The 13,828-nt window shown below is 72.6% G+C and carries 14 protein-coding genes; 7 read left to right on the top strand and 7 right to left on the bottom strand.

What is annotated here, in order from left to right; translation table 11 throughout:
• The first annotated feature begins 271 nt into the window (after nt 1–271).
• Nucleotides 272–856 carry an MscL family protein gene (locus tag SSBG_RS17055; RefSeq protein ID WP_008747339.1) on the top strand — a complete coding sequence of 195 codons (585 nt, stop codon included), beginning with the start codon at nt 272–274 and terminating at the stop codon, nt 854–856.
• A gap of 122 nt (nt 857–978) precedes the next feature.
• On the opposite strand, the gene SSBG_RS17050 is transcribed toward SSBG_RS17055, so the two are convergent.
• Nucleotides 979–1,383, bottom strand: coding sequence for a hypothetical protein (locus SSBG_RS17050; RefSeq protein WP_008747338.1), 405 nt, complete (start codon nt 1,381–1,383; stop codon nt 979–981).
• A gap of 677 nt (nt 1,384–2,060) precedes the next feature.
• Between SSBG_RS17050 and SSBG_RS17045 the strand changes: the two genes are divergently transcribed.
• Nucleotides 2,061–2,795 carry a DUF6227 family protein gene (locus tag SSBG_RS17045; RefSeq protein ID WP_008747337.1) on the top strand — a complete coding sequence of 245 codons (735 nt, stop codon included), beginning with the start codon at nt 2,061–2,063 and terminating at the stop codon, nt 2,793–2,795.
• Nucleotides 2,796–3,455: 660 nt separating this feature from the next.
• On the opposite strand, the gene SSBG_RS17040 is transcribed toward SSBG_RS17045, so the two are convergent.
• Both SSBG_RS17040 and SSBG_RS17035 read right to left on the bottom strand, forming a co-directional pair.
• Nucleotides 3,456–3,743 carry a hypothetical protein gene (locus SSBG_RS17040; RefSeq protein WP_008747335.1) on the bottom strand — a complete coding sequence of 96 codons (288 nt, stop codon included), beginning with the start codon at nt 3,741–3,743 and terminating at the stop codon, nt 3,456–3,458.
• Nucleotides 3,744–4,253: 510 nt separating this feature from the next.
• Nucleotides 4,254–5,279, bottom strand: a complete 1,026-nt coding sequence (locus SSBG_RS17035; protein ID WP_008747334.1) for a sigma-70 family RNA polymerase sigma factor — start codon at nt 5,277–5,279, stop codon at nt 4,254–4,256.
• Nucleotides 5,280–5,477: 198 nt separating this feature from the next.
• Between SSBG_RS17035 and SSBG_RS17030 the strand changes: the two genes are divergently transcribed.
• Nucleotides 5,478–6,011, top strand: coding sequence for a GNAT family N-acetyltransferase (locus SSBG_RS17030; RefSeq protein WP_008747333.1), 534 nt, complete (start codon nt 5,478–5,480; stop codon nt 6,009–6,011).
• Nucleotides 6,012–6,210: 199 nt separating this feature from the next.
• On the opposite strand, the gene SSBG_RS17025 is transcribed toward SSBG_RS17030, so the two are convergent.
• Complete coding sequence (locus SSBG_RS17025; RefSeq protein ID WP_008747332.1) at nt 6,211–6,645, bottom strand: pyridoxamine 5'-phosphate oxidase family protein; 435 nt, start codon at nt 6,643–6,645, stop codon at nt 6,211–6,213.
• Between the two features lie 353 nt (nt 6,646–6,998).
• On the opposite strand from SSBG_RS17025, the gene SSBG_RS17020 reads away from it, so the two are divergent.
• Nucleotides 6,999–8,063: a questin oxidase family protein gene (locus SSBG_RS17020; RefSeq protein WP_037869997.1), complete on the top strand. Its 1,065-nt coding sequence runs from the start codon at nt 6,999–7,001 to the stop codon at nt 8,061–8,063.
• Between the two features lie 96 nt (nt 8,064–8,159).
• On the opposite strand, the gene SSBG_RS17015 is transcribed toward SSBG_RS17020, so the two are convergent.
• Nucleotides 8,160–8,924: a dioxygenase gene (locus SSBG_RS17015; RefSeq protein ID WP_008747330.1), complete on the bottom strand. Its 765-nt coding sequence runs from the start codon at nt 8,922–8,924 to the stop codon at nt 8,160–8,162.
• Between the two features lie 316 nt (nt 8,925–9,240).
• Between SSBG_RS17015 and SSBG_RS17010 the strand changes: the two genes are divergently transcribed.
• Nucleotides 9,241–9,765, top strand: a complete 525-nt coding sequence (locus tag SSBG_RS17010; RefSeq protein WP_008747329.1) for a MarR family winged helix-turn-helix transcriptional regulator — start codon at nt 9,241–9,243, stop codon at nt 9,763–9,765.
• Between the two features lie 651 nt (nt 9,766–10,416).
• On the opposite strand, the gene SSBG_RS17005 is transcribed toward SSBG_RS17010, so the two are convergent.
• Together SSBG_RS17005 and SSBG_RS17000 are read right to left on the bottom strand one after the other, a co-directional pair.
• Complete coding sequence (locus tag SSBG_RS17005; RefSeq protein WP_158677793.1) at nt 10,417–10,662, bottom strand: hypothetical protein; 246 nt, start codon at nt 10,660–10,662, stop codon at nt 10,417–10,419.
• 27 nt (nt 10,663–10,689) lie between these two features.
• Nucleotides 10,690–11,307: a TetR/AcrR family transcriptional regulator gene (locus tag SSBG_RS17000; RefSeq protein ID WP_008747327.1), complete on the bottom strand. Its 618-nt coding sequence runs from the start codon at nt 11,305–11,307 to the stop codon at nt 10,690–10,692.
• An 83-nt stretch (nt 11,308–11,390) separates the two neighbouring features.
• Here SSBG_RS17000 and SSBG_RS16995 point away from each other — a divergent pair, with 83 nt between their 5' ends.
• Nucleotides 11,391–12,122, top strand: coding sequence for an SDR family oxidoreductase (locus tag SSBG_RS16995; RefSeq protein WP_008747326.1), 732 nt, complete (start codon nt 11,391–11,393; stop codon nt 12,120–12,122).
• Nucleotides 12,123–12,310: 188 nt separating this feature from the next.
• On the top strand, nt 12,311–13,414 hold the full coding sequence (locus SSBG_RS16990; RefSeq protein WP_158677792.1) for an IS630 family transposase: 1,104 nt from the start codon (nt 12,311–12,313) through the stop codon (nt 13,412–13,414).
• Nucleotides 13,415–13,828: the final 414 nt, after the last annotated feature.

Below are 13,828 nucleotides of genomic sequence, written 5' to 3'. Positions count from 1 at the left end.
TGCCTCGGCGGTGGACCTCGCCGCGGCGTCCGCCTCCTCCGCCCTGGCGGTGGTCGCGTGTTGAGGGGCCTGCCGCGGAGGGCGGCCGGGGCATTGCTCCGGGGGTTCCGGAGCGGAACGCCCCCGCGCGCCGGTTCCGCACGCGAGATGCTGCACCGGCTCGTGTCAAGTCCCTCGATAGGGGGAGGCAATTGGACAGGGGCCGGGACGGATGTCGTAGGTTGCGGGACTGTTTGCACCGCACAACATACGCATACGGAAAGGTCCTTGGGTGAGCAAGAACAGCAAGCCTGGTGTGTGGGAAGGCTTCAAGTCCTTCCTCATGCGTGGCAACGTCATCGACCTCGCGGTCGCCGTGGTCATCGGGGCGGCCTTCACGAACATCGTCAACGCGGTGGTCAAGGGCGTCATCAACCCGGTGGTCGGCGCCTTCGGCACGCAGGACCTGGATCAGTACAGCTACTGCCTGGAGAGCCCCTGCGTGCCCGCGCACGGGGGCGAAGAGGCCCAGGGCATCCAGATCATGTGGGGCACGGTCCTCAGCGCGGCCCTCACCTTCCTCATCACGGCGGCGGTCGTCTACTTCCTGATGGTCCTGCCCATGTCCCGCTACCTGGCGCGGCTGGCCGCCCGGCGCGAGGCGAAGTACGGCACTCCCGAGGTGCCGGTCTCGGAACTGGACGTGCTCAAGGACATCAGGGACGAGCTCGTCGCCGCCCGGATCGCGCGGGGCGAGTCCGCCCCGAACGGCCCTGCGGCCCCTGGAGCGACCGCAGGGCCCGGGCAGGACGGCCCCGGGGCGCCGGGAGGGCCGGTGGGCGGGCCGCAGGGTCCCGCTGGTCCCACCAAGGGCTGAGGGGCTTCCCTGGGCGTCGGCAGGGGTTCCGGGGCGGCGTGCCGCACGGCTGTGTGCCGCAGGGCCGCTTGCCGCGAGGCCGCCGCATGTCCTGGGATCACCTGTCGGGGGGCCGTTTCCGGTCAGATGTGGTGGGGCGGCTTCTCGTCGAGGAAGCGGGCCAGGTCCGCCGCCGAGCCGCCACGGGGGCGGGGGCGATCCCCCCAGCCCCGGTCGGAGTCGTCGCCGCCCCGCCCGTACAGGGGATCGTCGAAGACCAGGCGCGCCTTGGCCCGCCGCAGACGCTCGACCTCGGGTTCCGCCGCCGTCCCCGTCTCCGCTTCCGCCTCGGGAGCTTCCTCTTTCTGAGGCGCGCCCCCGGTCTCCGGAGCATCCGCCGCCTCCGCGCCCGCACCCCCGGTGGCCGCAGCCGCGCGCCCCTCGTCGTGGGCCGGGGCGCCCTCACCGGGGCCGGGGGTCCCGGCCTCCGCCGGGCCCGGCAGGGGCTGCGGGGAAGGGCTGGCCGTCGGCTCCGGGGACTCGCTCATGCCTCCAGCGTACGTCCGCGCTCCGGCCGCACGAGGGCGAGCGGTCCGGGGCCACGGGGAGGCGGACCCCAGGGCCGTACCCCGGCGGAGGCGGGGGCAGGGACGGGGACGGGGACGGGGGCGCACCGGGCTGGTCCGGCGGGTCTCGTACGGGAGACCGCCCGGCGAGGCGTGAGGACCGGCCCGGGGGCGCTCGCCCTCGTCCCGGCACCCCTCCCGTCCGCCCCGGCGCCCCTCGCTCGCCACCGCACCACCCCTCGGCGCCGTACGCCCCCGGGTGCCGTGGTCGCGTTCGGCGCGGTGGGGCCCGTCGCAGGGCGTGGGCCGGCTCGCGCAAGCCCACCGTGCGGGGCACGGGCCCGCAGCCCTTGTCGCACAAGAGGCGCGGCGCCGGTGAAGGTGCGGTCGGCCCGGCGTCTCGGCGCGGGTTTGAGAAAGGGAAAGCAACCCTTTGGGTGGACGAGGCGTCAGTTTCCGTACAAGCGTGCCGTCTTCCGCCTCGGCAGCACTTGGCGCTACCTTCCGAGCGTCGCTTCCGGATTCGGGGCATACGACGAGGGCATGTGCGGGAACTTCTCATGGCCTTCGTTCGTTTTCACGATTCCCGGACATGATGTCCAACCATAGGGCTACGGTATGCACCCACGAGGTGACATGCAGCAACGCCGGGAGATGCCTTGAGCGTTCCGTACGAGACACCCGAGTCGCCGGAGAACCCCCTCATGCGACTGCTTGGACGCGCCCTCAACTCATTCGAACTGCCCGACGAGATCCTCGCTCGGCTCGACTCCGCACTCGCCCACGACACCTCGCTCCACTCGGCGCACCACAGCGCCACGCTGCACCAGGAGACCTACCGGCACTGCTGGTTGCTCCCCGACGGCAGCGACCTCACCCTGTGGGAGGTCACCCGGCGCGGCACCGCCGGGGACGAGACGCTCCACGAGGTCTACGCGGACCACGAGGAGGCGAGGGTGGCCGCCTCGCGCGCCCCGTTCGAGCCGACGGAGTGGCATACGTCGCCCTATGACGACGAGCCGTCCGCCGCCGACCTGATCGCCGAGGAACCGGTCCCGCACCGCGAGTACGTGCCGGACAACTCCGCCGACCACGCCCGGCGGCTGTTGCGCCGGGCCGAGAACGAGGACCGCCCGCGCGCGGACATCGCGGACCTCCTGCGGAACGCCTTCGCCCACGAGATCACCCAGGCGTTCACGCGTCCGGGCCTGCGGGCCACCGCCGGGATCGGCTTCGCCCTCTACGAGCACGCCTTCCTGCTCCTGGACGGCACCGAGCTGTCCCTGTGGGAGGTCGAGCACACGGCGACACCCGACCGGCGCCACATGTGCGAGGTCTACGAGACGGAAGGGGAGGCGCACGAGGCGATGGAACGCCGCGCACGCGTGCTCTAAGCGGAGAGGCGACGGGCCGCCGGCCCAGCAGCGGGGAGCAACCGGGCACGCCAGGTCGGACACCGGACGGCCAGTCAGGAAACCGGACAGACCTGCCCGGACATGCCGCCTCGTCGGCACGAGCCCGGCCGTACCATTTCCGCCCGCGCCAGCGCACCGAGGCCACCGCACCTGGTCCCCGCAGCCCGAATCCATCCAGCGCGGATCATCGCCCCCAGGAACCGGTGAGGCCCCGGGAACCTGGCGAGTCCAGGACCCGCCCGCAGCGCACGGCGGGCTCGGACCCGTCTTCACGGACGTGGTTGGGCCATGCGGGGACGGTACGCGGCAGCGGGAAGGCACGCCTGCCCGGCTCGGGCCGAACCCGCGCCTCCGGGCAGGCGCACGAGCGGAACGGAGACGACCGGTACCCACGGAACCGGACGACCGGTACCGACGGTCCGGATGACCGACGCGGACCGGCACGAACGGAACCGGGCAGCCGGAACCGACGGGAGCGGGTGACCGGCTTCGGTAACCGCGCGATCACGCGGCGGCCGGACCGCCGTCATGCCCCGCCGGACACCATGACCGGCTCACGCGCGAGGGCGGTGCCTTCGGATCGCGACCGCGCGGCGGGCGAGCGTTTACGTCGCTCGGCCGGCACCGCTCCGGAGGCGGTCAGCCGCGCCCTTCGAGGCGCTGGACGAGACCGGCGAAGGCGGCGCGTTCGGCGGGGGTGAGTTCGACGCTTTCCGAGGCGGGCACCGACTGACGCGGTATCCGTGGGCGTCGCGTACCGGCGGGGGCCGGCATCGCGGTGGCACGGGGAGTGGCGGGCACGGCGGCGGCGCCGCGTACCGCCCGCGCTCCGCGAACCCCACGGGCGAGCCCAACGGCCCAGGCGACCGCCGCCGTTACCAGGGCGGCCACCCCGACCTGCTGCATGACCGAGACGTGCTGAGGCATGGCTTCAGTAGATCTCACTCCGCTGGACCAACGGGAGGAAAATAGGATTCTTACCCCGAAGTGACGCATCTCCTACGTTACTTCTGCCCACGTTCGCCCCCACGCACGCGTCTTCACGTCGGCTCGCAGCCCGTGCGACGGGTCCCGTACTCCCGCAGGGCGGGGCCGCTGTCACAGGCCTCCCTCGCGAGCCCCGTGCCGCATGGGCCCCTCGCGCATCGGCCCGTCACCCGCCCGCTCCCCCACTCCCCCGCCGCACGGCACGCCGAAGGGCCCGTGCCTCATGGCTCGGGCCCTTCCGGTTCGACCGGCTCCGGTTCACTCGGCATCACAGGCCGAGCGGTCCGTTACGGTTCGTGGCGGTTCGCTTCCCTGACGGCGCCCCGTTGCGCTCGCCCCATTCCGACCCGCACAAACAGTTCCTCTCCGCACGCGCCACCGCGCCTCACTCGCGGCGCCTCGTTTCACGCATGGCGCCGGGCCGCGGGCGTGGCATTGGTTGTGCCGCGCCTACGCCGCCGCGTCGAAGCCCGTGTCGTGCGCGAGCTTCTTGAGTTCGAGCAGGGCGTGCTTCTCTATCTGGCGGATGCGCTCCCTGGTGAGGCCGTGCTGCTTGCCGACCTCCGTCAGGGTGCGCTCGCGGCCGTCATCGATGCCGTAGCGCATCTTGATGATCGACGCGGTGCGCTCGTCGAGCCGGCCGATCAGCTCGTCCAGCTCCTCGCTGCGCAGCAGCGTCATCACGGACTGTTCGGGCGAGACCGCCGACGTGTCCTCCAGGAGGTCGCCGAACTGGGTGTCGCCCTCGTCGTCCACGGACATGTTGAGGGAGACCGGGTCGCGCGCCCAGTCGAGGACGTCGGAGACGCGCTCGGGCGTCGAGCCCAGCTCGGCGGCGATCTCGGCGTGCTCCGGGTCGCGGCCGTGCTCGCGGTTGAACTCGCGCTGCACCCGGCGGATGCGGCCCAGCTCCTCCACAAGGTGGACGGGGAGGCGGATGGTGCGCGACTGGTCGGCGATGGAGCGGGTGATGGCCTGCCGAATCCACCAGGTCGCGTACGTGGAGAACTTGAAGCCCTTGCGGTAGTCGAACTTCTCGACCGCGCGCACGAGACCGGCGTTCCCCTCCTGGATCAGGTCGAGGAGGGGCAGTCCGGCACGCGGATAGCGCCGGGCGACGGCGACGACGAGCCGCAGATTGGAACGGATGAAGACGTCCTTGGCCCGCTCGCTCGCCTCCCAGAGGGCTTCCAGCTCCTCGCGGGACGCCTCGTTCTTGGAGTCGGTCTCGCCGTCGAGGATCTGGCGCGCGAAGACGCCCGCCTCGATGGTCTGCGAGAGCTCGACCTCCTTGGCGGCGTCCAGTAGCGGCGTACGGGCTATCTCGTCGAGGTACATGCCGACCAGGTCGCGGTCGGCTATCTCCCCGCTCATGGAACGGGCACCCCTGGAACCCCGGGTCTCCCCGGAGCCCGAAGCCTGGGAGGCGCCGCTCCCGGTGGCGGACTGACGACGGGCGACGGCACGGGTGGCCATGCGTGCTCCCTTGCGATGGTGGGTGGACATGCTCCCTGTCGGATGCCGCACTCGGCGCGCTCTCGCGCGGGAGTGCTTCACCCTCGCGGGTGCCCGGCATCTATAGGAAGCAACGACCGGAAACAGGACAGAATTCCCCGGGAGCCCATCAATCTTCGGGATCATGCAGTACCCTGTCGCGCCACAGAGGGAGGGAACATGCCGGAATCGACCGAAAAGGTGCAGGTCAGGGCGGGGTGCGAGGGGGACCTTCCGCAGCTCACCGCGCTCTACAACCACTACGTGACAGAGACGCCGATCACATTCGACACGGTTCCATTCACCCCTGATCAGCGCCTGGACTGGTTCCGCGCTCACCCGACCGGCGGGCCGCACCGGCTCCTCGTCGCCCACGCGCCCGGCCGGCCCGCCGGTACGGACGTGCTCGGCTACGCGACGAGCGGCGCCTTCCGGAGCAAGCCCGCCTACGCGACGTCCGTGGAGGTCAGCGTCTACTGCCGTCCCGGGGAGGGCGGCAACGGCCTGGGCACACGCTTGTACACGGCATTGTTCGCGTGCCTGGCGGACGAGGACGTCCACCGCGCCTACGCCGGGATCGCCCTGCCGAACACCGCCTCGCTCGCGCTCCACGAGCGCTTCGGTTTCCGGCACCTGGGCACGTACGCGGAGGTGGGGCGGAAGTTCGGGCGGTACTGGGACGTGGCCTGGTACGAGAAAGACCTCGCGCCGTAGCGCGCACGGGCCCCGGCGGCGGACGGGAGCGGCCGAGGGCGACAGCCGAGGCAGCCGGGGCAGTCGGCGGGCTGGAGCGGGGCGGAGCCCGGGCACCCGGGCCGGGAGATACGGGAGCGGGCCGGTCCACGGGCGGGGGTGGTGCGCGGCCGGTCGTCCCGGCTGCCGCCTCTTGCCCCCGCCCGGGTGCGGGCAGGGCTCAGAGCGAGCCGAGGTCCGCGGAGAACCAGTGCTCGGGGCGCATCCGGTAGGTGACGAGCCCGGCGGTGGGGTCGCCGGTGGCACCGGTGCGCTCGACGTAGGCGTCGACCTTGTCGGGGGCGAGGTAGCGGGCGGCGTCGGTGTAGGACTCGTCCGGGGTCGTGGGCGTCGCGCCGACGACCGGGCCCTCGGCGGAGACGTACCGGTACGTGGGCTCCGTACGCTGCACGAGCAGGCTGAAACGGCCCGCGGCCTCCACGAGACGGGACTTCAGCGAGTCGGCCTCGGTGAAGAAGAGCAGGTCGCCGTTGTCCTCCTGCCAGAACCAGACGGGCACGGCGAGCGGCGCGCGCTCCCCCTCCCTGGCGACGGCGAGGGTCGCGACGAGCGGCTCGTCGAGAAAGGCGCGGCGCTCCTCCGGGCTGAGTGTCATGAGGACTCCTTCGGTTGGTCCGGCTGCGGGTTCCCCGTCGGTCTCGGGCTGCTGACCTGGGGTTTCGGTACGGGTCCTGGCGGGCCCCCCGCCGTTGGTCCCGGTTCCTCCGGTCTACCCGAAAAAAGTCACCGGACGTGGGAACCAGGACTACGGTCCGTTACGTTCCTCTACTGAACGGCCTAGCGTGCGGCGCCATGACTCCCGATGACGCCCCGCGCGGGGCCCTTCGCCACCAGCAGGACACCGAGGAACGGCAGAGCCGTGAGCGACCGGGGCGGGCGTCGGCCGGCGAACGGACGGGAGGAGGCGCAAGGGACACGGAACGGGGCCCCCGGGGCGAAGACGGCGGGGTGCTCGACGAGGCCCTGGAGCGGCTGCACTCCACGGGACCGGAACGGAACGGCCGGCTGAGCAACCACGCGCCGATGGCGGTCGAGGCGCTGGTGCGAGGCGGGCACGGCGGCGCGGTCCACCGCTGGGTCGATCGTTACCGGGACAAGCTGGAGCAGGCTCCGTCCTCGTACGCGCGCGTCACCGAGGAGAACTGGCGTGAGGCGCTGGGCGATCCGCGCCGGATCGCGGACTGGACGGCGTACTTCGGCGTACGGCTGACGGAGGCACCGTGGCGCGCGGTGCTCGCCACCTGGTGGCCGCGCCTGCTGCCGGGCATCGTGGCCGGCGCGACGCACCCCGTGATCCGGACCGGCCATGCCGTGCGGACCCTGCTCGCGACGGAGGCGGGAGCGCGCGGCGCCGAGGAGTCCGCGAGGCCACGGGAGCCGGACGGGCCGAGGCTCGCGGAGCTCGCGCACGCCCTCGGCTACTGGGCCGCGCGCAGTCAGCCATTGCCGGCCGTGCGGGCGTTGGGGGCGTACGGGTCGGCGGACGCGGCGCTGGACGCGGTTCCGGCGGTCGCGGAGCAGCGTGGGGGCATCCGCGAGCGGCTGTCGTGCCTGGACGCCTTTCCCGTGTGGCCCGCCACCGAGGTGGGTGGCCCGCGCGAGGCGGCCGAGCGGCTGCGCGAGCTGGTCGCGGCCGCCGTCCGGCGGTACGCGACGCACGCGCACGGGGACCCCGTGATGCTCGTGCACGCCGCGACCGCGCCCAACGCGGTGCTGCGCGTACTGCCCGCGCTGCCCTCCGGGCTGTGGGCGCCGAGCCTGTCGGCGGCCTGGAGGGCGAGTGCGGCGGTGACGGCTGCCTACGCTCCGGCGCGGGCCGCCTCCCCGAAGCACCTGGAGGCCGAGGCCGAAGCCCTGGACGCGGCCGAGGTGTTCGCCCGGGCGGCGGCGCACGGCGACGAGCACGCGGTGAAGTTCGCCGACACGGCGCTCGACCCCGCCCTGAACCTGACGGACCCACTGACACGCGCGGCGGCCCTCCGCGCGGTGGAACTCATCGATCCGCTGTGGTGAGGGGAGGGAAGGGGGACGTTGCCGGATGGCCGGGCGGGACCGTCGCGCCCCGCCGCCCCCAACCGTCGCGACCCGCCCCAACCGTTCGGCGCCCGGTCAGCCGAACTGGAGGGAGCGTTTGGCCAGGCCGAGCCAGAAGCCTTCGATGACGCTGCGGCGGGTGTCGAGTTCGCCGGTGGCGTCGGCGGCGCCCAGGGTGACGAAGAGGGGGGCGAAGTGTTCGGTCCTGGGGTGGGCGAGCTGCCCTGCGGGGGAGGTGTGGCGGAAGTCGAGGAGGGAGTCGATGTCGCCGTTCTCCAGGGCCCGTTTGCCCCAGTCGTCGAACTCCGTGGACCAGCTCGGCACGCCTCCGGCGTGGCGCAGCGCCGCGAGGTTGTGCGTGAAAAAGCCGCTGCCGACGATGAGGACGCCCTCGTCCCGCAGCGGGGCGAGCTTGCGGCCGAGGTCCATCAGGCGCGCCGGGTCGAGGGTGGGCAGGGAGATCTGGAGCACGGGGATGTCGGCGTCCGGGTACATCTCGACCAGCGGCACGTAGGCGCCGTGGTCCAGTCCCCGGTCCTCGACGTCCTGGACCGGGGTGCCGGCGCCGCCGACGAGCTTGCGGACCGCGTCGGCGAGCCACGGGGCACCGGGGGCCGCGTACTCGACCTTGTAGTAGTGCTCGGGGAAGCCCCAGAAGTCGTGGACGAGGGGCAGGGTGCGGGTGGCGCCGAGGGCGAGCGGGGCGTCCTCCCAGTGCGCGGAGATCATCAGGATCGCGCGCGGGCGGGGCAGCTCGGCCGACCAGGCCGCGAGCTCGCCGGGCCAGACGGGGTCGTCGGCGAGCGGCGGGGCGCCGTGGCTCAGGTAGAGCGCGGGCATCCGGGCGGGGGCGGGGGTCGTCATCCGTGGGCCTGCTTCCTTCTCGTGTCCTCGGCCCGGGGGCGGCGCGACCGGCGCGAGGCACCTCGTGATGCTTGAAACATCAAGCGCTTCTCACGAGAGGAGAATACGACAACATTGTTTAAGCTTCAATAAGGCCGTCGGGTCGTCCGGCGCATCGGCCGCCAGACCGGGACGCCAGACCGGGACGCCAGACCGGGACGCCAGACCGGGCCGCCAGACCGGGCCGCCAGACCGGGCCGCCAGGCCCGTCAGCAGCTCGGGTCGCCAGGCCCGCCGTGAGGAGGAGGCAAGGATGAGTGACGGGGAGACGACGCCCGTGCCCGCTTCCGTCCCCGGGCCCGTGTGGCTGGGGGACGACGAGCAGGAGGTCTGGCGGGCGTTCCGCCAGGCCACGACGCTGCTGGACGATCACCTCGACCGGCAGTTGCAGCGCGACGCCGGAATGCCGCACGTCTACTACGGGCTCCTCGTGACCCTCTCCGAGGCGCCCGGCGGGCGGCTGCGGATGACGGAGCTGGCCTGCCGCGCGAAGATCACGCGCTCGCGGCTCTCGCACGCGACGGCCCGCCTGGAACGGAACGGGTGGCTGCGACGCGAGAGCTGCCCCGGGGACAAGCGGGGGCAGTTCGCCGTGCTCACCGAGGAGGGCGCGGAGATGCTGCGGCGCAGCGCGCCCGGCCACGTGGCGGCGGTACGGAAGGCGCTCTTCGACCGGCTGGACGCCGAGCAGCAGCGGACCCTGGGCGCGATCATGCGGACGATCGCCGACGGTCTCCAGCCGCAGGAGCCGGACAGCGACCTCCCCTGGCTCCGCTGAGCCCGGGGCCGGGGGCCCGGCCGCGCCGCGACCCGGGGTCCCGGCCCCGTCGAGCTGCCTCGTCCGGCCCGGGTCCCGGCCCCGCCACGCCGCCCGGCATGAGCCCCGGCCTCTCCATGCCGTCCCGTACGGGAGGGGGAGGCCGGTCCACCGCCGGGTCCACGGGGACGCGGGCACCTGACGTCAGGCACGGAGCCCGTAGGGGGATGGGCACCGGATGAATACGGGTCGGCCCCCGCACCCGTACGCCCCCGCCACCCCGCACCTCGTGCGCACCGACGCCCCGCCCCCGCACCGGGGCCAGGAAATCCGCCACACACTGCCCCGCACCCGCGCCCAGGCCGCCACCCCACCCGCGCCCCGGGCCACCGCCCCGCACCTGAGCGCCCGCCGCACGCCGAACACTCAGCCCACCGCCCCGCACCTGAGCACCCGCTGCACCCCGAACACCCAACCCACCGCCACCCGAGCGCCCAAGCACCCGGGCCCACCGCCCGCACCCGAGCACCCCGAACGCCTAGTGCAGCGCGTCGCAGGTCCTTTGCCGGTTGAGTGCGCGGGGTCTGGCTACACGTGGTAGTCGGCAAGGTGGACGAGGGCGGCGGCGTCGAAGGCTGCCGTCGGGCTGCCGGTGCGCAAGACCGCGTCGGTCTAGGCGGCGGTGGCACTCAAGTACATAGCGAAGCCCCAGGCGTTGTCGTCACCGAGGTATTCGATGCGGCACAGCGGGATGCGCACGTCCTCGCCCTCTTTCTCGACGATCGCCGTGAGGTAGCCGAACGATCCACGCCACCGGGTGTCAACCTCGGCCAAGGCGGGCCAGCTTCGCAGCTGGAAGGCGTGGTGGTCGACGGTGTCGTCGACCTCTTCCTTGAGGCGTTTAGGCGGAACCGGCATGGCTATCACCCAAGCTCCGGCTGGTGCTCACGTCACGTTGCCGCGCAGCAGCGCCGTCGCCGCGCGCGTGGCGCGGGTGGCGACGTCCTCGGGGGAGAGACGGGAGAGCGTCAGGAAGTTCTCCGTGTCCAGGGTGACGTAGCCGTGGGCTAGGACGAAGAGCTGTTCGAGTAGGAGCAGTGCTTGGGAAGGGTCGGCGTGGCCCGCCTGCCGGGCGAGGTCGAGCAGCAGCGCCATCAGGCCCCGGCCAGCCCGGGCCACGTCGGCGTCGCGCAGCGGCCTCAGCTCCCGGGCGAAGATCACGTCGAGACCGGCGCCGCGGTCGGACACGTGGCGCACGTATGCCCCCGCGGTGGCCGCGAGCCGGTCGATCGGGTCGCGGCCAGCCGCCTGCGCGGCGGCCTCGATGGACCGGGTCAGCTCGTCGGCGGCCTGTGCCGCGACGACGGCGAGTAGCGCGTCACGGTGGGGAAAGTGACGATACGGGGCGGCCGTGCTCACTCCGAGCCTGCGGGCGAGTTCGGCGACGGAGAAGCCGGCCATCCCCGTTTCGGAGAGCAGCACGAAGCTCTCAGCGATCAGTGCCGAGCGGAGCTGCCCCCGGGCAGGGCGCTCACTCCCCGCTCCACTTGCTGCGTCAGTCACTCGACCCACTTCCTTGACCATAAGTAAGAGACCACTTACTTTATAAGTGATAGCCCTCTTACTTCTAGCATTGGAGGCCGAGCATGACAGGGATCGACGGCAAGGTGGTGGCCATTACGGGCGCGGGCAGCGGGATCGGCGAGGCGAGCGCGCTGCTCCTCGCGTCGCGCGGCGCGAAGCTCGTCCTCGGAGCGCGTCGGAGCGACCGGCTGGAAGCGCTCGTCGCCCGCATCGAGGCCGATGGCGGCACGGCCGTCTGGAAGACGACGGACGTGCGTCGCCGAGGAGACCTCGCGGACCTGGTGGCGTACGCCTGCGGGCACTATGGCGCGCTGGATGTCCTCGTCAGCAACGCCGGGATCGGTCCCATCTCGCCGTTCGACGAGCTGCGCGTCGAGGACTGGGACCAGATGATCGACGTCAACTTCCGCGGCGTGCTGCACGGGATCGCGGCAGCGCTCCCCGTGTTCCGCAAGCAGGGCAGGGGGCAGTTCGTCAACGTCGTCTCGACCGCCGGGCTGCGCATCGTGCCGAACCAGGCTGTCTACGCGGCGACGAAGAACGCGGTCCGCACCGTCTCCGAGGGACTGCGCCAGGAGGCCGGGCCCGACCTGCGGGTCACCATGGTCTCGCCCGGCTACGTCGGGACGGAATTCGCCGACTCGATCACCAGCCCCACCGTCAAGTCGCAGATCCAGGCGGTCGACTTCTCCCTCTCCCCCGACGACATCGCCCGCGCTGTCGCCTTCGCGATCGAGCAGCCGTCGAACGTCGACGTCGGCGACATCGTCGTCCGCCCCACGGCACAGAGCTGACGCCTCACGGGTTCTGCGGGCGAACTCGTCGATGCCCAGGTGTGTTTCCTCTGGAGGGACGGGCCTGACCGGGGATGTCCCGGCTTCGCCCACCTGTCCGGCATGGAGCAAAGCGTCAGAAGGCTGTCCGCTATTGATGATCACCCAGCTTCCGGTTGGTGCTCACTCCAAAGGAAACGCACCCCTTCGTGGCCCATCCACCCGCCCCGCCGTTGCCGCTTTCCCGCAAGCAGGACCGCAAGGTGCGCAGGCTCGTGGCCGCTGCCGGGGCCGGGCAGGCAGTGGCGCGGCGCGCACGGATCGTACTGCTGGCCGCCGCGGGCCGGCCCACCACCGCCATCGCCGCCGAGCTCGGATGCAGTGTGCCTACCGTGCGCACCTGGCGCGAACGCTTCCGCCGCCGTGGAGTGGCGGGCCTGTTCGACCGACCGCGCAGCGGGCGCCCCGAACAGCATGGTCCCAGCGCGCGCCTGGCCGTGGTGGCCACCGCTGCCAGCGTGCCGCCCGAGGGAGCCACGCCATGGACCCGCGCCACCATCGCCGCCCACCTGGCCGAACGCGGCCTGGTGCTCTCGCCCTCCACGGTCGGCCGGGTCCTAGCCGAGGCGAAGGTGCGCCCGCACAGGGGCCGCGGCTGGCTCAACCGGGCCGACGACGATGCGTTCTGGGCCCAGGCCGGCGCGGTGTGCCACCTCTACCTGGACATCCCACCCGGCACGCTGCTGGTCAGCGTGGATGAGAAGACCGGCATCCAGGCCAAATCCCGCCGCTACCCCACCCGGCGCACCCGCCCCGGACAGGCCGAGCGGCGCGAGTTCGAGTACCGCCGGCACGGCACCGTCTCCATTGTCGCCGCCATGGACGTGGCCACCGGCCAGGTCCTGGCCGAGCGCATCGGGCGCAACGACTCGGCCACCTTCATCGCCTTCCTGCGGCTATTGCACCGGCTGACCGACCCGGCCCTGCGCCTCCACCTGATCATGGACAACAGCTCCTCGCATACCTCCCGGGCCACCCGCGCCTGGCTCGCAGCCCACCCGCGAATCACCATCACCCACACGCCCAAACACGCCAGTTGGTTGAACATGGTCGAGCAGTGGTTCGGCATCCTGACCCGCCGCCTACTCCGCCGCGGCGACTTCACCTCCCGCAAGGACCTCGAAGCCCAGATCACCGCCTTCACGATCCGACACAACCGCACCGCCCGCCCCTACCAGTGGCGCTACGACGCCGACGCCGACCACGCCCGCTACCTCCAGACCGCCCCAGCGGAGTACACCAAGGCCGCATGATCCTCACCCACCGTCACCAGGCGACCACCAGCAACCGGCAAAGGACCTGCGACGCGCTGCACTAGGCCGCCACACGCACCCCAAATGCCCGCCGCGCCCCGAACACCCAGCCCACCGCCCGCACCCGGGCTCGGAAATCCGCCACGCACTGCCCCGCACCCGCGCCCCAGGCCACCGCCCTCACCCGCGCCCCGGGCCGCCGCCCGCACCTGAGCACCCGCCGCGCCCCGAACACCCAGCCCACCGCCCGCATCCGCGACCCCAGGCCGCCGCCTACGCCACGACCACCCGCACCGCCGCCCGCACCCCGAGCACCCGCTACTCCGAGCACCCGGTGCGCCCGCCCGTACCCCCTAGCCGCCGAACACCCACACACACCCCCGCCGACGACGCCACACACACGAACGGCCCGGC

The organism is Streptomyces sp. SPB074 (assembly GCF_000154905.1).
GTDB lineage: Bacteria > Actinomycetota > Actinomycetes > Streptomycetales > Streptomycetaceae > Streptomyces.
Note: the sequence above shows the minus strand (reverse complement) of the source record. Positions and strands in the feature narration are given on the sequence as shown.